Source organism: Sphingorhabdus sp. (assembly GCF_035329025.1).
Classification (GTDB): Bacteria; Pseudomonadota; Alphaproteobacteria; order Sphingomonadales; family Sphingomonadaceae; genus Sphingorhabdus_B.
In genome coordinates this window covers 1-19,556 of sequence record NZ_DAOLHN010000001.1, presented here as the reverse complement: position 1 = coordinate 19,556, position 19,556 = coordinate 1, and the positions used below count along the sequence as shown (strand labels likewise).

Sequence of the window (19,556 nt, the reverse complement as noted above, 5' to 3'; positions counted from 1 at the left end):
CTTCAAGCGAAGGTGAGCCCTTCAAATTTGCCCGAATTGCGCCACGCGTCGATATAGTTGAAATAGGCGACGGCGCCCGCCGGATAGCCTGTCCCCAGTGCTGCCGGGGTTCCTTCCCAGCCATGGCCTTCATTATTATAGTAACCCGGCGTGCATTCGGTGCCACCGATGATCATGCCCATGCCGGTCGACAGCAAAGCGAGCCAATCATCTTCTGCCTGCTTGGTCACCTCGTTGGTCTGGTGGCCCGATGTCAGTGTGTGACTGACAATCTTGGAGATGGTTTTGGCAGAATCGACAAGATTGTGCGGCACGTTTGAAATCAGATTTGCGCCCTGTGCCGGATGGACGATATACATGTTCGGGAAGCCATGGACATGGATGCCGTGCAGGCTGCGCATGCCTTCGGCCCAATAGTCGGACAGTTTCAATCCGTCGCGGCCAACCGCGTCAAAGCCCGAGCGCCGCTGGTAGCTGGTGCCGACTTCAAAACCCGACGCGTAGACGATGCAGTCGACCTCATATTCCTTGCCTGCGACTACCAGCCCCTTTTCGGTAATCCGTTCCACGCCCTTGCCGTCGGTATCGATCAGATGGGTGTTGGGATTGTTGAACGACTGGAGATATTCGTCGTGGAAGCAGGGGCGTTTGCAAAGCTGGCGATACCAGGCCTTCAGCTTTTCCGCCGTTTCCTTGTCGTTGACGATCGCCTCCGCGCGTGAACGAATTTCGGCCATTTTTTCATGATCGGTTTCTTCATACGCAGCGAGGATGCCGACCGGATTCAATTGTTCGGGCGGCAAATCCACCATCTTGGCACGCATGCGGCGGGACATGTCGGTCCAGCCATCGGCGACCAGATCGACTTCCGGAATTCCGATTCCGGAGAAATGCGCAGCGAAATTTTCCAGCCATTTATACTGCCAGCCCGGTTCGGAAATCTGGTCGAACCAGTCAGGGTCGATGGGCCCGTTATTACGCGCATCGACCGACGACGGGGTGCGCTGGAAAACGAACAGTTCCTTCGCATCGCGTGAGAGATGTGGAACGACCTGTACAGACGTTGCGCCGGTGCCGATAATCGCGACGCGTTTGTCGGCCAATTTGGTCATCGGAGCGCCTTCGGGACTGCCGCCGGTATAGGCATAGTCCCAGCGGCTGGTGTGGAAGCTGTGGCCTTTGAAATTCTCGATACCGGGGATGCCCGGCAATTTCGCGACGTGCAGTGGTCCGGTTCCAAGCCCCACAAATTGCGCGGTAAAGGCATCGCCGCGGTTGGTACGGATTACCCAGCGGCTGTTTGCATCATCCCATTCCAGCCCGGTGACTTCGGTGTGCAGCAAGGCCTTGTCATAAAGGCCGAACGTGTTGCCGATGCGTTGGCAGTGCGAGAGGATCTCGGGCGCATGCGCATATTTTTCGGATGGCATGTGCCCTGTCTCTTCAAGCAGGGGCATGTAGATGAGTGACGCCGTGTCGCATTGCGCACCGGGATAGCGGTTCCAATACCATGTGCCGCCAAAGTCACCGCCCTTTTCGACGATGCGGACATCTTCAACGCCAGCTTCTTTCAGCTTGGCGGCTGTCACCAGCCCTGCATAGCCGCCGCCGATGAAGGCGAAAGTTACGTGATCGGTTGCCGGCGCGCGCGGCTTGACCGGAATATAGGGGTCTTCCTTGTAATGCGCGAACTTGCCCGCAATCTCGACATATTGTTCGTTGCCATCGGTGCGGACCCGCTTGTCGCGCTCTTCCGCATATTTCGAACGAATAGTATCTATGTCGAGAGTCATGTTACCCCGCTTTCGCCGCTACACTTTCCGGTAAATCCTTGCCGAACACCCGCTGATAATATTCCGCAACCAGCGCCCGTTCCGCATCGTCGCATTTGTTGAGGAACGAAAGGCGGAAGGCGAAACCCACATCCTTGAAGATCGCTGCGTTCTGCGCCCAGGTGATCACTGTGCGCGGGCTCATGACGGTCGATATGTCGCCGTTTATGAATCCCTGACGGGTCAATTCGGCAACCTTCACCATATTGGCAATCTGGGCTGCGTCGCCGCCCGCCTTGGCAAGTACGATCTCGCTCTCCACCTGCGCTGGCAGATAATTCAGACCGACGACGATATTCCACCGGTCCATCTGGCCCTGGTTGATCTGTTGCGTGCCGTGATACAACCCGCTGGTATCGCCAAGGCCAACCGTGTTGGCGGTTGCGAAAAGGCGGAACCACGGGTTGGGGCGGATAACCCGGTTCTGATCGAGCAGTGTCAGCTTGCCCTCGGCTTCGAGCACGCGCTGGATCACGAACATCACGTCCGGACGGCCGGCATCATATTCGTCGAACACGAGCGCGGTTGGCGTTTGGAGCGCCCACGGCAGCAGGCCTTCACGGAATTCGGTTACCTGCACCCCGTCACGCAATACGATTGCGTCGCGGCCGATAAGGTCGATACGGCTGATATGTGCGTCAAGGTTGATGCGGATGCATGGCCATTTGAGGCGCGCTGCGACCTGTTCAATGTGGGTCGACTTACCCGTGCCGTGATAGCCCTGAACCATCACGCGACGGTTATAGGCAAAACCGGCGAGGATCGCGAGCGTTGTGTCGGGGTCGAACACATAGGCCGGATCAAGATCGGGTACGCGTTCGTCAGCCTCGCTGAACGCCGGGCATTCCATGTCGATATCGATACCGAACATCTCGCGCACATTCACCTTGGTGTCGGGTGCATCGAGGATGGTGGTCGCCCGGCTGTCAGGCTGGATGTTCGGTATGTCGGTCATGGTCTTGCTCGTCAGATAAAGGCTGGTGCCGTTTTGAGGTGCGTATAAGCGGCAATCACGTCTTGCAAAGCCTTTTCGTGGGTCCTGTCGCCACCATTTTTATCAGGATGATATTTGCGTACGAGCTGAGAATAGGCGCTGCGCAAGGCCTTGCGGTCTGCATCTTGGCCAAGCCCTAGCGTCTTTAAGGCGCTGCGGTCTTCGCCCGAGAGGAATTTGCCATCTGCTCGCGGTTTCGGGGCGGCAGATTCCATGCGGTTTTTGAATCGCGCAGAAATGGCTTCCAGAGGGTCGTTGAAGTCCGCCCAACGCGGCGGCGAATCGGCACCCCCGTTCGCCTTGAAGGCCCGTGTTTCGCTCGGCCAGACATTCAGCGGGCTCTGCGCCTTTGCAATTTCATCGGCAGACATGCCGTCAAACCAGTCATAGCCTGCGTTGAACTCGCGTACATGATCCAGGCAGAAATAAAGATAATCTCCCGGCCCATTCGGTCCCGGCGGGCGGCCATAGGGGTTGGGCGCGCGAAACTCACCCGGATACTGACAGCGAGGGTGCTGGCACACCCGCTGCGACCCGCGCATGCGGCCATGGAATCTGTCAGGATTGCGTGGTGCGGACATGCTTTCCCCTTGGCCAAAGAGACATGATATGGGAAGAGGGAAGCCATGACAAAAGGACAAATCCAAGTTGAAATGGAGGCACTGCTAATCGCGGCCTTCTCCCCAAGCCATCTTGCCGTGATTAACGATAGCGGCAAACATCGCGGCCATAGCGGAGACGATGGCTCGGGTGAAAGCCATTTCACGGTGGAAATCGAAAGCGCGGCCTTTTCTGGGGTGAACCGTGTGATGCGCCAGCGGATGGTGAACAAGGCGCTTGGAGACTTGCCGGGAGAACGCGTCCATGCACTGGCAATCAAGGCGACGGCGCCCGGGGAATAGCCATGCTGGTAGTCACACCGACCTCACACGATCTGGGGATGTTCAAGGTTCGCCGGACCTTGCCCAGCAAGGCGCGGATCATGGTAGGCCCGTTCATTTTTGTTGACCAGTTCGGCCCTGCGCATTTTGACATCGGGCAGGGCATGGATGTCCGCCCGCATCCACATATCAACCTTGCAACTGTAACTTACCTGTTTGAGGGTGCGATCGATCATCGCGACAGTCTGGGCACCTATGCGACGATAAGGCCCGGTGCACTCAACCTGATGACTGCGGGCAGCGGTATTGTGCACTCGGAACGCACACCTGCTGTTGAGCGTGTCAGCGGATCGCCGATATCAGGCATGCAGACGTGGCTTGCGCTGCCTGATGGCAAGGAAGAAATCGATCCGGCATTCGAACATGTCGCGGCGGATCATCTGCCGCAGATCGACGGCGACGGCGTGACCGCGCGCGTCATCATGGGCAGTCTGTGGGGTGCTACAGCGCCCACCACTCAGCATGCCGAAACCATCTATGCAGACATTGCAATGAACGCAGGGGCCGCCTTGCTGATTGATGCGCAGGCCGACGAACGCGCGGTCCTTGTCGCAATGGGTGAAGCGAGCCTTGATGGGCAACCGCTGGAAACGCACAGCCTCTATATCCTGCAGCCGGGCGTACCGATGACGTTGCGCGCCGGAAGCGATGCGCGCGTGATGCTGCTGGGTGGCGAAGCCTTCAAGACACCGCGCCATGTCTGGTGGAATTTTGTCAGCTCGTCACGCGACCGTATCAATCAGGCGAAGGATGATTGGAAAGCGGGGCGCTTTCCCAAAGTACCCGGCGACGAAATCGAATGGATTCCCATTCCTGAAATTCCGCTGACACGCAGCGAGATTTGACAAATTTATACAATACGATTTGCTTTTTCCTGTTAATGTAATTCTTTGTAGGTCGGGGTTGCGGAGAGTATTGTGCTGAAATCGTCTTTAAGGCGTATCTATCTTTCGACAGATATTGAGTTGGATTGCTGCGTAGTCGGTGATCCCTCAAATCCGGCAATTATTTTCCTGCATGGTTTTCCGGAATCGCATCGCACATGGCGGCATCAATTACTTGCCTTGTCCGAAAACTATTACTGTATTGCACCTGATCAGCGCGGGTATCGCGGATCTTCCAAACCAAAAGATGTAAACGCTTACACGGCAGACAAATTGACAGCCGATGTTTTCGCTTTGGCGGATGCTCTGGAAGTCGAAGATTTCACAATTGCAGGTCACGACTGGGGCGGTGCTATCGCTTGGAGTGTTGCGCTCAATGGCCAACCCGGTGGTATGAATGCACAATGGGCTGGACGCGTGACTCGCGCGATGATTGCCAATGCGCCACACCCTGCGGTTTATCAACGGCTGTTGGTCAGCGATCCTGTTCAACGGGCGTCGGCGCAATATGTCCGCTTTTTTCGCGATCCGGCTTGTGATGCCATCGTCGACGGCGGCGGATTGTTGCCAGTACTTGAAAAGATATGGAGTTGGCAGAAGCCGGAGGCCATGGACAGTTATGAATATGGGGAATTGCTGGCTGGCTGGGAAGACCGTGCAGCCGCAACCGCGATGCTCAACTGGTACCGCGCGTCCATCATCTCGGTTCCAGCCATCGGAGAAGTTGTTGAAGTGCCTGAATGGGCTGCTGTGGGCGTCCCGAAACTGACGATCCCGACGCTGCTGGTGTGGGCGATGGAAGACAAGGCGCTTGCACCCTCCAACATCGAAGGCATCGACGAATTGGTGCCCGATATCCACATTGAACGCATCGCTGATTGCGGACATTTTGTTACCTGGGAAAAGCCCGAAGCGGTGATTGCTGCTATGCAGAATTTTCTCGCCCATACCAATTAATCGATGCCCCATGCGGATGGCAGGCGGCCAGGTGTAGTGACTCACCTGACGGCCACACCCGCAACCGCAATTGCATAGGTGAAATGGTCGACGGATCGGGTTCGAACGATAGCCAGCCAAGCGGGCAATCCGGGGTTGCGGTTTTGCCAGCCTTTAATATTGCCGCCTCAATCCGTTTTTGCGCGTCCACGGGTAGATACTGCCAAAACACACTGTGCATCACGATGCGTGCGGTGCCTTTAGCTTGCGGTTCGGCCAACATATGCTCGGTCCAGTCGGCGGCATCGCCTGCTGCGACCGCTGGAGGAAAAGCGCGGGCAATTGCTATTGCGGCCTCCAGGCGCGCCAGCCGGTCGTGCTGGTCGGGCCAGCAATAGGCGAGAAGGCGCTCGGCAATAGCGTCGTCGCCGACGTCGAGCGGATTCTGGTCGACACCGCAGCGCGCGATGACGTGCGGCCATCGGCCTTCCGGGGCATGGCCGTTCCATTCAGGCATGATGCGCACTGCTGCATCATTTGGTCCCGCCTCCAGCCTGCCCAGATTGTAGCGGAAACGGTCGAGGTTGAGATTGAGGCCAGCGCTGGAGCCAAGTTCTAGCAGTTCGATCGGCATATCGAGTCGCTGTACCGCGACCATCAACCCGGCCATCAGCGCAGCGCTTCGTCCGACTTCGTTCGTTTGCGGGGGGCTGTCGAGCCAAGGGTATAGCCAATCATCCCATTCCTTCAGAACGCGTGTGAGGACCGTCGCAAAATCGCCGGTTCCAGCCCGATACATAGCCGTAAATTCGGTATCTCGCCCAGACCGTGCCAATGCATGCAATCCCCCCGCAATCCGCAGTTTCAGGGCATCTGCCATGGGATCCCCGGGCCAATCCAATATCCGCGCACCTGTGCGGGTGCATTGATTGAGAGTATAAGCTAGCGTCTCGAGTATCTCTGCCGTGAGCGGCGAGTTCATTGCGCGGCAACCGGTAGCCTGCTGGCGAAAGGCATTTCGTATGGCGTCGGACATGCACTACTCCTTGCCCTTGCTGCATCGCACAAGTAAAGCGCGCCGACAATGACTGCGCCAATCATCTTTGCCATCCCCAAGGGACGGATTCTCGACGAGGCTTTGCCGTTGATGCAGGCCGCCGGAATCGAACCCGAAGCAGCCTTTTTCGACAAGGAAAGCCGCGCGCTGATGTTCGACACCAGCGATCCGGGCGTGCGGATCATTCGTGTGCGCGCCTTTGACGTCGCCACCTTCGTGGCGCATGGTGCCGCCCAAGCCGGAATTGTGGGCTCAGATGTTATCGACGAGTTTGACTATTCGGAGCTGTATGCGCCGGTCGACCTGAATATCGGTCATTGCCGCATCTCGGTAGCGGAACCAGCTGAACTGGCCGCGACGGACGATCCGCGCAGCTGGTCGCATGTTCGCGTCGCTACCAAATATCCCAATCTGACGCGCAAGCATTTCGCTGCGCGCGGCGTGCAGGCCGAATGCGTGAAACTCAACGGCGCGATGGAAATCGCCCCGCTGCTTGGGTTATCCAGCCGTATTGTCGATCTCGTTTCGTCGGGTAAGACGCTCAAGGAAAATGGACTGGTAGAGGTCGAAAAAATCGCTGAAGTCTCGGCACGGTTGGTCGCCAACCGGGCTGCATTCAAGACAGATGCGCGCGTTTCCGATCTCGTCGAGAAATTCCGTGAGGCGGTACGTGCTTAGGCTATCGACAAATCAACCCGATTTCGACCGGCAGTTTGAAAAGCTCGTCAATGGTCGCCGTGAAGCCGAAGCCGATGTATCGGCGATCGTCGAGCAAACGATCCGCGACGTCCGCGCCCGCGGTGATGTAGCACTGCTTGAACTGACCGAGCGTTTTGATGGTTTCAGCCTCAGCGAGCAGGGCTGGCAGATTACAGCGGAGGAATGCAAGGCTGCCTATCTGTCGCTTGCCCCCGAATTGCGCGATGCCCTGAAAATTGCTGCACATCGGATCAAGGCTTACCACAAGGCGCAGTTGCCTAAGGATCGCGACTATCGCGACGAGGAAGGCGTGCGGCTGGGTGCGCGCTGGAGTGCGGTTGATGCTGCCGGGGTTTACGTGCCCGGCGGGCGCGCTGCCTATCCTTCCTCGGTGTTGATGAACGCGATTCCGGCAAAGGTGGCAGGTGTCGGACGTCTGGTTATGGTCACACCTACTCCGCAGGGAGAGGTAAATCCGACGGTGATGGCGGCGGCGCATTTGGCAGGTGTCGATGAAATCTGGCGGCTGGGCGGTGCGCAGGCGATTGCCGCACTTGCTTATGGGACCGAGAGGATTGCGCCAGTCGACGTTGTCACCGGCCCGGGTAATGCCTGGGTGGCAGAGGCCAAGCGCCAGCTTTATGGCGTGGTCGGCATTGATATGGTGGCTGGACCATCGGAAATTGTGGTTGTCGCGGATGGCAAGAACAAGCCCGAATGGATCGCGGCCGACCTGCTCAGCCAGGCCGAGCATGATCCGACCAGCCAGTCGATCCTGTTCACGGACAATGCGGATTTCGCCGATAAGGTCGCTGCTGAAATCGATGCGCAACTGGCGCAACTTGCTACCACAAAGGTTGCGACCGAAAGCTGGCAGACCAATGGCGCGATCGTCGTCGTCGATAAACTTGAAACGGCAATGCCTTTGGTCAACCGTCTCGCCGCCGAGCATCTCGAACTGGCGGTGGATGACAAGCGCGCCGAAAAACTGTTCGATCTGGTTCGCCATGCCGGCTCAGTCTTCTTGGGCCGTATGACGCCCGAAGCGATAGGCGATTATGTGGCGGGCCCCAACCACGTGCTGCCGACTGGGCGGCGTGCGCGCTTTTCATCGGGGCTGTCCGTGCTCGATTTCATGAAGCGCACCAGCTTTATCGCACTCGACAAAAAGGCGTTGAAGGCAATCGGGCCGGCGGCGCTCGCCTTGGCCGAAGCCGAGGGCTTGCCCGCACATGCCGAAAGCGTGAGAAAGAGATTATGAGCAAACCCCGTTCCAAAGCCCGCGCCGCAGCGCGGCTTGCAGCCGTACAGGCGCTGTACCAGATGGATATGGAGTCGATCGGGATTGCCCGCTTATTGTCCGAATTCCACGCGCACCGCCTGGGTGCCGAAATTGAAGACGCGCAATATGCAGAAGCTGACATCGACTTTTTCGACGATCTGGTCGCAGGTGTGGATGCCCGGCGGGAAGAGATTGACGCATTGATTGAAGCCAAGCTTGGCGAACAATGGAAGATCGGCCGCCTCGACAAGACAATGCTGCAATTGCTGCGGGCCGGGGCCTATGAATTGCTGGCTCGCCCTGACGTGCCGACGGCGACGGTGATCGACGAATATGTCGATGTAGCGCACGCGTTTTTCGATAAGAAAGATGCCAAGTTCGTCAACGGCTTGCTCGATGCCGTGGCGAAGGAGAAGCGGGATTGATTTCCAACCGTAGCCCTGAGCTTGTCGAAGGGCGCTTCCCGGCGAGGCGTGCTTCGACAGGCACAGCACTACGGTGCTTCGATGACCGCTGAATCCACCTTCATCGAAATGATGCGTGCCATGGCGCTAGACCCGGCAGCGCGTGGATTGATGGACGATACCGCCGTCATCGAACTTGGCAATGAAACCCTGATCCTCACTCACGACATGATGGCAGAGGATGTGCACTGGCTGCCCAAAGCGGATCCCGCTGATGTCGCGTGGAAACTTGTATCGGCGAATCTGTCGGACCTTGCAGCCAAAGGCGCGCGACCCTTGGGGGTGCTGCTCGGGTTCATGCTTGGGGATAGTGATTGGGACAGGCGCTTCGCCGATGGGCTTGAGCGCGTGTTAACGCATTTTGGCGTTCCGTTACTTGGCGGCGATACGGTTTCAAACAAGGGCGACAAGCGAGCCCTCGGCTTGACGGCCATAGGTGCTGCGACGCATCGCCCCGTTCCCGCACGGAACGGTGCGCGGGCAGGGGATATACTATACGTCACCGGAACCCTTGGAGATGCGCTCGCGGGTTTCGAGCTTGCCGAAGCCGGGCTGGAAGGCGTCGATGCACTGTCTGATGCCTATCACCGGCCAATGGCAAGACTAAGTGACGGGCAAGCGCTCGCACCCGTCGTTACCGCCATGATGGATGTGTCCGACGGATTGCTGATCGACGCCGAGCGGATGGTCCATGCGAGCAAGGTTGAAATCCGGATCGACATCGACGCGATCCCGCTCAGCGCCGCCTATCGCGCGATGCGCGGCGACAGCCTGGATAGCCGATTACAGGCGGCCTCATGGGGTGACGATTACCAAATGCTTTTCACGGCTCCTGTCGATGCTGCACTACCAGTCGCCGCAACCGCCATCGGGTGCGTGAACGACGGTTCGGGGCTGGCGCTGTTTGAAGCCAATGCGCCGATACCGCTTCCCCCCTCGCTCGGTTATCAACATCATTGACGCATTTGGCCGATTCCTGCGGCTTTTAAGGGTTGCCTAAGCCATTAATCCACAGCATAGCAGCGCGGCTTGCGCCCTTGTCCTCTTGGGCGCGGTCGCAAAAACAAAGTGGGAATTTAGGGGGAAGGAATCTCCATGTCTTTGACATTAATCGCAATTATTTGCGGTGTCTTGGCCGTAGTCTACGGCTTTGTCACCAGCCGCCAGGTGCTCGGCGCCTCGGCCGGCAATGAAAAAATGCAGGAAATCGCAGCTGCAATCCAGGAGGGCGCACAAGCCTATCTGGGCCGTCAGTATCGCACCATTGCCATTGTTGGCGTGGTCGTTGCCGTACTGGTCGCCGCGTTCCTCGGCGTCATCCCGACTATAGGCTTCGTCATCGGCGCCGTACTTTCGGGTGTGGCGGGCTATATCGGGATGAACATCTCGGTACGCGCTAACGTACGTACGGCTGCCGCTGCGCAGACTGGCCTGCAGGCTGGCCTGACCATGGCGTTCCGTGCGGGTGCGATCACCGGCATGCTCGTTGCTGGTCTTGCGCTGCTCGCGATCGCCGTGTTCTTCTGGTACCTGACCGACATCGCCATGATGGCACCGAACAGCCGCGCCGTTGTAGACGCTCTTGTTGCGCTCGCATTTGGCGCTTCGCTGATCTCGATCTTCGCGCGTCTCGGCGGCGGTATCTTCACCAAGGCTGCTGACGTCGGCGCTGACCTTGTCGGCAAGGTCGAAGCTGGTATTCCGGAAGACGATCCACGCAACCCGGCGGTTATCGCCGATAACGTTGGTGACAATGTCGGCGACTGCGCCGGCATGGCCGCTGACTTGTTCGAAACCTATGTCGTTACCGTTGGAGCAACGATGGTTCTCATCGCGCTCCTCGTTAAGGGCGTAACCGACAGCGCATTGTTGCTGAACCTGATGAGCCTTCCGCTCCTCATCGGCGGCGTCTGCGTCGTAACCTCGATCATCGGCACCTATTTCGTCCGTCTGGGCGGTGGCACCAATGTCATGGGTGCGATGTACAAGGGCTTCCTTGTGACCGCAGTACTCTCTGTTCCGGCGATCTGGTTTGCCATCAGCCACGCAATGGGCGGTATGGAAACAGATGTGGGCGGATATACCGGCCGTACGCTTTTCTATTGCTCGCTGCTCGGCCTGATCATCACCGGCCTGATTATCTGGATCACCGAATATTATACCGGCACCAACTATCGTCCGGTTCGGTCGATCGCCAAGGCTTCGGAAACCGGCCATGGTACCAACGTCATTCAGGGTCTGGCTATCAGCCTTGAATCGACCGCGATGCCGACCATCGTGATCTGCGCTGGCATCATCATCGCTTACCAGCTGGCAGGCGTGATCGGGATTGCCTTTGCGGCTACCGCGATGCTGGCATTGGCCGGTATGGTCGTTGCACTCGACGCTTATGGTCCGGTGACGGACAATGCGGGCGGTATCGCCGAAATGGCTGGTCTGGACGAAAGCGTCCGTGAAAAGACCGACCTTCTCGATGCCGTGGGCAACACCACCAAGGCTGTGACCAAGGGCTATGCCATCGGTTCGGCGGGTCTTGCCGCGCTGGTGCTGTTCGCAGCCTACACCACCGACCTTCGCGAGTTCTTCCCGAACCTGACGGTCAACTTCAGCCTCGAAAACCCCTATGTCATCGTCGGGCTTCTGCTCGGCGCGCTTCTGCCGTACCTGTTCGGTGCGATGGGCATGACCGCTGTGGGCCGTGCGGCTGGCGAAGTGGTGAAGGACGTGCGTGACCAGTTCGCAAACGATCCGGGCATCATGACCTTCAAGTCAAAGCCGAACTATGCACGCACGGTTGACCTGGTGACCAAGGCGGCGATCAAGGAAATGATCATCCCGTCGCTGTTACCGGTGCTCGCACCGATTGCGGTGTACTTCATCATCACGGCGGTTGCAGGCCAGGCAGAGGGCTTTGCCGCTCTCGGCGCGCTCCTGCTCGGCGTGATTGTCGGCGGTCTGTTCGTTGCCATCTCGATGACCTCGGGCGGCGGCGCATGGGACAATGCCAAGAAGTTCATCGAAGACGGCAATCATGGCGGCAAGGGTTCGGAAGCCCATAAGGCTGCCGTGACCGGCGACACCGTTGGTGATCCGTACAAGGACACCGCTGGCCCCGCCGTGAACCCGATGATCAAGATCACCAACATCGTCGCATTGCTGCTTCTCGCAGCGCTCGCACACGGCGCTGCCTGATCTGGACGAACATATGTAAAAATTGACCCCGCCGGAGCGATCCGGCGGGGTTTTTCATTGCCTTGTTAGCAATTATTTCGGGACTTGGTGCTAAGGCAGCGCAGCAACAGGAGCCCGACCCGATGAACGCATCTGGCGTCCAGATTGACCCTATGCACCGGACGCAAACAGCGGAAAACGGTGAGTGGTCAGTCGTGCCTGCCGTTGCCAGCTTTGTGTCCGCTCGGGAATTCGTGTCGGTTCCGCATCAAGTGGCCGAATGGCATGGCCTTGCAGCAGATTGCAGCGAGCCCAATGCCTTCAACGAACATTGGTATCTGACGTCGGCGTTGGCGGCGCTGGACCGTCAGGGTGAGGTCGAACTTGCCGCCGTGCGTTCCCATGGCCGCCTGATCGGTCTGATGCCGCGATTCCTCGCCCAATCCTATGCAGGCTTGCCGCTGCGATCGACGCAGAACTGGCTCAACCACAATGCCTTTTTGGGGACGCCGTTGATAGCCAAGGGATTTGAAAGCCTGTTTTGGCAGGCTTTGCTTTCCGAATTGGACAGCCGACCAAATGGCGCGTTTTTCTGTCACCTCACTGGCATAGCCGTCGATGGCCCGGTAGCATCAGCACTTGAAGCAGAATGCCATGCAACGCGGCGCCAGTTCGCCTTGTTCCACCGCGAAGAACGGGCGCTGCTTGAGCGCGGCTTGTCGCCCGAAGCCTATCTGGAGGCGACGATGCGCGGCAAAAAGCGCAAGGAGTTGCGACGGCAGCAGAACCGTTTGGCCGAACTGGGGCAATTGGAGTTTCAGCGCGGCGATGGTCGCGAAGGACTGGATGGCTGGATAGACGAATTTCTGGCACTCGAACGACGCGGCTGGAAGGGCGCCAATGGCTCCGCGCTCGATTGCGCTGACAGCACGCGCAACCTGTTTCGAGGTGCGCTTCATGGCGCAGCAAGCGAAGGGAAGCTGGAGTTGCTGGCGTTGCGTCTCGATGGCCGGGCGATTGCGATGTTGGTCAACTTCCTGACTCCGCCTGGCGCCTTCTCGTTCAAAACTGCGTTCGATGAAGACTATGCCCGCTTCTCGCCGGGCGTATTGCTGCAGATCCACAATCTGGCCTTGCTCGAACATGCGGGAATCACATGGTGCGATAGTTGTGCGGCGCAGGATCATCCGATGATCGACAGCATCTGGTCTGGGCGGCGAGCCATCGGCCGATATTCGGTCGCCATAGGCGGCCCGGTCCGCCGGGCAGCGTTTGCAACATTGTTGTTTGCGGAAAAGGCAAAGGGCCGTTTGCGTCAGATCAATGCAGGAAAATCAAAAGAAGCCAATGGGATGTCGTCATGACCCAGATTTTTGATGAAGATATCCGCGCGGAATTTTCGCGCAACTATCCCGAAATCCCGCACCGCTTGCGCCATAATCTGCGCGACCACCCGCTGCTGACACTTGAGGCTTTGGCGAAACTGGGTGAGGGGCTGCCGGTTTCATCCATCGAATATAACAAAGGCGATTTGCCTACCGGCGTTGATCCCAATTCGGATATCGCCAACGGCCTTTCCATTGGCGACACTATCCGAAATGTGGACACGTGCCGCAGTTGGGCCGTGCTTAAAAACATAGAGCAGGTGCTTGAATATCGTGCGCTGCTGCTCGATCTCTTGGGCGAATTGAAACCTTTCATCGAAGCGAAGACCGGGGCGATGTTGATGCCGCAAGGCTTCATTTTCGTGTCGTCACCCGATGCCGTCACCCCTTACCATTTCGATCCGGAGCATAACATCTTGCTGCAATTGAAGGGCAGCAAGACAATGACGCAATTCCCGGCGGGCGACCCCGTTTATGCGCCGGATGAAACGCATGAAGGCTATCACACCGGCGGGCATCGCAACCTGGTATGGCGCGACGAACTGGCGCAGGGGGCCACAGACTGGAGTCTTCAGCCAGGTGAGGCCGTATTTGTTCCCGTGATGGCACCGCACCATGTGAAGGTCGGACCCGACCCCTCAATTTCGCTTTCGATCACCTGGCGCAGCGACTGGAGCTATGCCGAGGCCGATGCCCGCGCTTTCAACAGCATCTTGCGCAAATCGGGCATGCGCCCGCGCGCACCGGGACGCTACCCCGCACAGAATACCGCCAAGGCCTATGCTTGGCGGGTCATTCGCAAGCTGAAAGGCTCTGGCTAGAACCGTTTGCGGAAGCTGAGTTCGAACACGCGACCTTCCGGATCGAGGAAGCCTCGCTGATAGCTCAATGGCGTTGCGCCATTATTGTCGCGCACCTTGATATAATCGTTGAGGACATTCTGGACGCGGAAAGCTATGCGGCTGCCTTTCAGGAAGGGTATTTTCTTGGTCAGGTCGCCGCGCTGGTCGAGGCTGATGAACAGGAAGCTGTTCAAGCTGAACTGGTCGCTGAAATAGAGATCGCTGCTACCCGGCAGCCCGCTGCCATCGGCACGCGTTGCCCCGCGATAGGTGCCTTCAAAGCGTAGCCCCATCCCTTTGTGGAAGACCCCGCCGTTAAGCGACAGTTCATGCCGCGGCGACCCACCCAGACTGCTGGTTGCCGAGCCATCGAGCAGGTCGAGCACGGGGACGCCGGGTGCAATGAGGATTTCGTCTTGCAGGCGATAGGTGTGGTAGAGTGCGATCTGCCAGCGGCTGGGCGGGCCACCTCCGGGCATCATGCCCATCGGGCCTCGACCACCACCCTGACCGCCCGCTCCGGGGCCACGCCCGCCGCCTCCAGCGCCGGGGCCGCGCTGTTGCTGCTTGCCAATGGGGCCGGACATGTTGAATCCCCAGCGGATGCGTTCGGACCGTTCTTCCGCAAAGTTGACTGGCCGCTGGTCAAGCCGGATCAGTTGCCCATTGGCATCGCGCGTGACACGTCCCGGGAATGCGGCCTCGATTTCAGGAGTTAGCAGCGGGAAAGACGAGGTCGTATTCTCGCTCTTGTTTTTGAAATATTCGACTTGCAGGCTCAAGCCGTCGATGAACTTGGGCGCCCAGTCGAGCCCTACCTTAATGTCTTTGCGGTTTTCGGCGAGAAGGGCGGGGTTACCGCCTGTCACCAGATCGATGAAACGGCTCTCTCCGCGCGCGAAGTCAAAATAGGCGACATTGGGGGTTACGATGGTCGGATTGCCCAATTGGCCCAAGCCGGGCGCGTTTTCATCACCGAAGATGGATGCGGATAGCGAAAGCCCTTCAATTGGCGACCAGCGCAGCCCGGCACCATATTCGATCAGCGTGCCGAAATCCGACAGGTCGGAAAAGCCCATATTGCCATTGATGGAAAAGTCGCCAATCCCGCCTAGCGCGCCGACGCCGCGGTCAACCAGCGGAATTTCGAGGTTGAAGGCGCTGTTGATATTGTCGCGGTTGAGCCCAATGGATGAAACCACGCCGCGGCGATAGGTGCTGCTGTCGATGGTCTGGCGGTCATAGCCGTTCCGGATCGTTATCTGCACTTCGCCCGAAGGCAGCTCGAACAGCGTGCCCGAAAAAGTGCTGCGCAGCGAGAGCGTGCCGGTGGTGCTGTCTGCGGTGTCGGGTGCGACAAACAGGAGGTTGCTACCCAGATCGGCTGCGAAGGGGTTGATCGTTCCTGCCGCTATCCCTGCACGAAGGTCGGTGTAATCGCCGTTGGTCTGCGTAACGGTTTCAGTATCGACCAGCGTGTAATCGCCGGTGAGCGCAAGCCGCCAGTCGCCCAGCAAGGTGTTGAACGAAACGCCACCCTGCGCGGTTTTCGTCTTCACATCTCGGGTAAGCGGACGGGGATCGGCGAAATAACGGTTAAGAGTGACATCTGTGGTAAAGGGCGAGAATGGGTTGGAAGCCGGGATCGCAATACTCGCAAAGGGCAGGCCAAGCAGGCTGTGCTGGTCTTGCACCTCGAAACGCCCGTTGATTGACAAATTGGTCTGCGCGCCGAGCACCTTGCTCCAGGTTGCATTGGTTGAAAAGCGCTGCGAACTGGGCTGCAAGGTGCGGAAGGTGCCGATGTCGCCAGGTGCAGCCGCATTGGCAGTTCCCGCAAAGCCCGTAAGTGTTGGACTCGATGGTATCGCCGCAATTGTTACCGTCTGTCCTGCAAGTGCGCTGAGGGCCGGATCAATCTCGCCGCCCACGCCCGCACCCGTTACATTGCCGATCAGCGCATAAGGTGCCGAAGCGCTGCTGGGTATGATCGCACGTTCGTCTTCAGTAATCCGGCTGCTGCTCTCGAACTCGGAATCAATGTTGAGACGGTTGTCCTTGCCAATGCGGGTGAATGTGGCTTCGAACTCCTTGGTTGTGAAGCCACCTTTCTCGGGCATTTCGAAATCATGTTCGACATTGAACGAAGCGAAATCGGGCTTGAGGATGAAGTTCACGACGCGCTGGTCGGGCCGGAAGCCATATTTTAGTGCGACTTCTTCGGGGAATATCTGCACCTGACGGATTGCTTCGGGCGGCAGGTCGCGCAATTCGCGGAAACTGGAGACGCGCTGGCCGTTGAGCAGGATCACGGGCGGGCCGCCGCTGCCCCGACCACGACCTGAACCGGCTTGCGGCGCAACGGCAGCCAACAGGTCGTTTATGGACGATGCGCCGATCGCCGCAATGTCGCCTTCGGAAAGCTCGTCGATTGGCGGCGCATCGGTATCGATGGAACCGGGCAGCCGCGTTGCCGTTACGATAATGTCGGGCGTTGCTGCTTCTTCGTCCGCCGCCTCGGTTTCGATAGCCGGAGTTTGGTTTTCGGACGATTCAAGCGCTTCTTCACCAACACTACTGGCCAGAACTGGGGCTGACACGCTGGCTGCAAGTGCAACCAGACTGGACGAGAGCAAGGAAAGGCGAGGAGAGGGCATGGGAGGTTCCGTTATATTCTTTGTTTCGACGCCTTTATGGCGATCACCTGTCGCAGTTACAGCCCGTAGATGTCATAATTTGTCGCAGCTATCGGGCAAAAAGCCCGTAATCATTGATGAACAGGCATTATCCGCGCGCTCTTCCCTTTTTGTGACAAAAGGCCTAAGGGCGCTCGCACGTAAAACTCATTCAAATTTACAGGGGCCGAATGGCAAAAGAAGAACTTATCGAAATGCGCGGAACGGTGCGCGAGCTGCTGCCCAACGCGATGTTCCGTGTTGAACTGGAAAATGGCCACGAAGTATTGGGCCATACAGCAGGCAAGATGCGCAAGAACCGCATTCGCGTGCTCGTCGGTGACGAGGTTCTTTGCGAAATGACTCCTTATGATCTGACCAAGGGCCGGATCACATATCGCTTCAAATAAGGCAGCGGCCCTTGCGGCTAGTACTCGCCTCTTCTTCCCCACGCCGCCGCGACCTTTTGTCGCGCATTGCCGTGGTGCCGGATCGTATTGCGTCCCCCGACATCGACGAAACCCCCCGAAAGGGAGAGATTGCGCGGGTCTATGCGCTGCGCATGGCCGTGGAAAAGGCGCATGCGGTAGCGCGCGAAGCGGACGAGATTGTTGTTGCAGGCGACACAACCGTGGCCGTTGGCCGCCGTATCCTGCCGCAGGCCGCCGATGCTGAAATGCAGCGCAGCTTCCTCGAATTGCTGAGCGGGCGTCGCCACCATGTCTGGAGCGCGGTGTGCGTGATTGACGCTCAGGGCCGCGCGCGCAGCCGTATCAGCGACAGCGTCGTCCGCTTCAAACGACTGAGCCCTGCCGAGATGGAAGCCTATATCGCCAGTGGCGAAGGGCTTGGGAAAGCCGGTGGCTATGCCATCCAGGGCAGGGCGGAGGCGCTGATCGACTGGATGTCGGGCAGCCATTCCGGCGTGGTTGGTTTGCCGCTGTATGAAACGCGGGCTTTGCTTCGCGCCTCGGGCTATCCGGTCGAATGACCTGCACCCTTCTATGGGATGCTGCACCGGGTGAAATCCGCGCCGGACTGGTTGAAGATGGCGCACTGACCGAATTCCGTCTCATCCGGCCAAGCCGCCGGGGAATCTATCTTTCGGTTGGCCAACTATACACCGCACGCATCGTTGAAAATCAGGGAGCTGGCAGAGCCGTTGTCACTTTGGGTGACGGCCTCGAAGCGCATCTCGAACGCGCACCGCGTGTACCCGAGGGGACATTGCTAGCCGTTGAAATCGTGCGGGCATCGATTCCGGAGCCGGGACGGTGGAAACAGCCTCTGGTCAGGTCACGAAGCGATCTGCTTGCCCGTTCGAGCGAGGGTCCGCACGACATCGGAAAGGAGCCTTGGGCGTATTTTCTCGAAGAATGGCGGGACAAGGTCGATCGGATAATTTGCTGCGACGCGACTGCGATGCAGCAAGTGTCCACAAGCGTTGGCCCTGATGGGCCACCTGTCTCGGCTGATATCGCAGCAATTGAAGAAGCAGATTTTGATAGCATAGCGGAATCGGCGGTCACCGGGGAGTTCGCTATCAACGGCGGCATGCTGACAGTTGAGCGGACACGGGCGATGACCACCATCGACATTGACGGTAGCGGGGATCCCCTTGCGCTCAATCTGGCTGCGACGCTTGAAATCCCGCGATTGTTGCGATTGCTCGACATAGGCGGGCAGGTGGGTATAGATTTTCTCGCCATGCCTGATCGAAAGGCGCGGCTTTCGGTCGATGCCGCGCTTGCGCAAGCATGTGCGGCGCTGGGCCCTCACGAACGCACTGCGATAAACGGCTTTGGTTTCGCGCAAATTGTTCGCCCGCGCCCGCGCCCCTCCATTCCGGAAATCCTGTGCGGCATAACGCCGGGGCGTCTCTCGACCGAAAGCCGCGCCGTCGCCCTGCTGCGCGAGGCTGCGCGGTCGACCGGCTTTGGCAAACGGCAACTGGTCGCGAACCCTGCAATCGTTGACATGCTGCGCGGATGGACCGACGAGCTCGAATTGCTACAAAAACAGCTCGGCGTGGTCGTCGAACTGGTTTCCGACTCGTCGGTGCGCGGCTATGGGCATGTGCATGTCAGCCAAAGCTAAAACCGCCAAATGCCCGCTCTGTGGCAAGCCCGAAGTCGCCGAACATAAGCCCTTTTGCAGCAAGGGCTGCAAGGATCGCGACCTGCTGCAATGGCTGGGCGAGGGCTATCGAATGAAAGGGCCGCCTGCCGACCCCGATTTCCCCGAAGAGGTTTGATTTTGGGGCTGGACAAGCGCCCATTGCCCTGCCTATAGGCGGCGCTCCAAAACGCGGTGCGGATATGTGCGCCGCCAGATGCCTCGGTAGCTCAGTTGGTAGAGCAGCGGATTGAAAATCCGCGTGTCGGTGGTTCGAAT

Annotated in this window: 19 protein-coding genes; 14 read left to right on the top strand and 5 right to left on the bottom strand. The window is 58.5% G+C overall.

Annotated elements, in window-relative coordinates; translation table 11 throughout:
• Positions 1-2: 2 nt before the first annotated feature.
• Genes PKC81_RS00095 through PKC81_RS00085 form a run of 3 tightly spaced genes read right to left on the bottom strand, consistent with a single transcriptional unit; the run spans position 3 to position 3,407 of the window.
• A complete protein-coding gene (locus PKC81_RS00095) occupies positions 3-1,793 on the bottom strand; it encodes an NAD(P)/FAD-dependent oxidoreductase (RefSeq protein WP_324332563.1) in 1,791 nt (596 codons plus the stop codon).
• A gap of 1 nt (position 1,794) precedes the next feature.
• On the bottom strand, positions 1,795-2,787 hold the full coding sequence (gene cobS, locus PKC81_RS00090; protein ID WP_324332561.1) for a cobaltochelatase subunit CobS: 993 nt from the start codon (positions 2,785-2,787) through the stop codon (positions 1,795-1,797).
• 11 nt (positions 2,788-2,798) lie between these two features.
• Entirely contained in the window at positions 2,799-3,407 is a 609-nt protein-coding gene (locus PKC81_RS00085; protein WP_324332560.1) for a DnaJ domain-containing protein, read from the bottom strand.
• A gap of 45 nt (positions 3,408-3,452) precedes the next feature.
• Here PKC81_RS00085 and PKC81_RS00080 point away from each other — a divergent pair, with 45 nt between their 5' ends.
• The 3 genes from PKC81_RS00080 (at position 3,453) to PKC81_RS00070 (ending at position 5,608) form a co-directional block, all read left to right on the top strand.
• Entirely contained in the window at positions 3,453-3,728 is a 276-nt protein-coding gene (locus PKC81_RS00080; RefSeq protein ID WP_324332559.1) for a BolA family protein, read from the top strand.
• A 2-nt stretch (positions 3,729-3,730) separates the two neighbouring features.
• Positions 3,731-4,612: a pirin family protein gene (locus PKC81_RS00075; protein ID WP_324332558.1), complete on the top strand. Its 882-nt coding sequence runs from the start codon at positions 3,731-3,733 to the stop codon at positions 4,610-4,612.
• Positions 4,613-4,684: 72 nt separating this feature from the next.
• Positions 4,685-5,608, top strand: coding sequence for an alpha/beta hydrolase (locus tag PKC81_RS00070; protein WP_324332557.1), 924 nt, complete (start codon positions 4,685-4,687; stop codon positions 5,606-5,608).
• Here PKC81_RS00070 and PKC81_RS00065 read toward each other — a convergent pair.
• Entirely contained in the window at positions 5,577-6,623 is a 1,047-nt protein-coding gene (locus tag PKC81_RS00065; RefSeq protein WP_324332556.1) for a DUF2332 family protein, read from the bottom strand. The genes PKC81_RS00070 and PKC81_RS00065 overlap by 32 nt on opposite strands.
• A 48-nt stretch (positions 6,624-6,671) precedes the next feature.
• On the opposite strand from PKC81_RS00065, the gene hisG reads away from it, so the two are divergent.
• The 7 genes from hisG to PKC81_RS00030 all read left to right on the top strand — a co-directional run bounded on the left by hisG (position 6,672) and on the right by PKC81_RS00030 (position 14,466).
• On the top strand, positions 6,672-7,322 hold the full coding sequence (hisG, locus tag PKC81_RS00060) for an ATP phosphoribosyltransferase (protein ID WP_324332554.1): 651 nt from the start codon (positions 6,672-6,674) through the stop codon (positions 7,320-7,322).
• Complete coding sequence (hisD, locus tag PKC81_RS00055) at positions 7,315-8,604, top strand: histidinol dehydrogenase (RefSeq protein WP_324332552.1); 1,290 nt, start codon at positions 7,315-7,317, stop codon at positions 8,602-8,604. The genes hisG and hisD overlap by 8 nt, the downstream gene beginning before the upstream one ends.
• Positions 8,601-9,050, top strand: coding sequence for a transcription antitermination factor NusB (gene nusB / locus PKC81_RS00050; RefSeq protein WP_324332551.1), 450 nt, complete (start codon positions 8,601-8,603; stop codon positions 9,048-9,050). Before hisD ends, nusB begins: the two co-directional genes overlap by 4 nt.
• A gap of 81 nt (positions 9,051-9,131) precedes the next feature.
• Entirely contained in the window at positions 9,132-10,049 is a 918-nt protein-coding gene (gene thiL, locus PKC81_RS00045) for a thiamine-phosphate kinase (RefSeq protein ID WP_324332549.1), read from the top strand.
• Between the two features lie 135 nt (positions 10,050-10,184).
• On the top strand, positions 10,185-12,281 hold the full coding sequence (locus tag PKC81_RS00040) for a sodium-translocating pyrophosphatase (RefSeq protein ID WP_324332548.1): 2,097 nt from the start codon (positions 10,185-10,187) through the stop codon (positions 12,279-12,281).
• A 122-nt stretch (positions 12,282-12,403) separates the two neighbouring features.
• Positions 12,404-13,624 carry a GNAT family N-acetyltransferase gene (locus PKC81_RS00035; RefSeq protein ID WP_324332547.1) on the top strand — a complete coding sequence of 407 codons (1,221 nt, stop codon included), beginning with the start codon at positions 12,404-12,406 and terminating at the stop codon, positions 13,622-13,624.
• Positions 13,621-14,466: a transcriptional regulator gene (locus PKC81_RS00030; protein ID WP_324332546.1), complete on the top strand. Its 846-nt coding sequence runs from the start codon at positions 13,621-13,623 to the stop codon at positions 14,464-14,466. Before PKC81_RS00035 ends, PKC81_RS00030 begins: the two co-directional genes overlap by 4 nt.
• On the opposite strand, the gene PKC81_RS00025 is transcribed toward PKC81_RS00030, so the two are convergent.
• On the bottom strand, positions 14,463-17,087 hold the full coding sequence (locus PKC81_RS00025; RefSeq protein ID WP_324332544.1) for a TonB-dependent receptor: 2,625 nt from the start codon (positions 17,085-17,087) through the stop codon (positions 14,463-14,465). The genes PKC81_RS00030 and PKC81_RS00025 overlap by 4 nt on opposite strands.
• 266 nt (positions 17,088-17,353) lie before the next feature.
• Here PKC81_RS00025 and infA point away from each other — a divergent pair, with 266 nt between their 5' ends.
• The 4 genes from infA to yacG are packed head-to-tail and all read left to right on the top strand — an operon-like array spanning position 17,354 to position 19,416.
• Positions 17,354-17,572 carry a translation initiation factor IF-1 gene (infA, locus tag PKC81_RS00020; RefSeq protein WP_115547927.1) on the top strand — a complete coding sequence of 73 codons (219 nt, stop codon included), beginning with the start codon at positions 17,354-17,356 and terminating at the stop codon, positions 17,570-17,572.
• 11 nt (positions 17,573-17,583) lie between these two features.
• Positions 17,584-18,153, top strand: a complete 570-nt coding sequence (locus tag PKC81_RS00015) for a nucleoside triphosphate pyrophosphatase (RefSeq protein ID WP_324332542.1) — start codon at positions 17,584-17,586, stop codon at positions 18,151-18,153.
• Positions 18,150-19,259 carry a ribonuclease E/G gene (locus PKC81_RS00010; protein ID WP_324332541.1) on the top strand — a complete coding sequence of 370 codons (1,110 nt, stop codon included), beginning with the start codon at positions 18,150-18,152 and terminating at the stop codon, positions 19,257-19,259. Before PKC81_RS00015 ends, PKC81_RS00010 begins: the two co-directional genes overlap by 4 nt.
• Positions 19,237-19,416 (top strand): DNA gyrase inhibitor YacG, encoded by a 180-nt coding sequence (gene yacG, locus PKC81_RS00005; protein ID WP_324332540.1) that lies wholly within the window; start codon positions 19,237-19,239, stop codon positions 19,414-19,416. Before PKC81_RS00010 ends, yacG begins: the two co-directional genes overlap by 23 nt.
• The last annotated feature ends 140 nt before the right edge of the window (positions 19,417-19,556 follow it).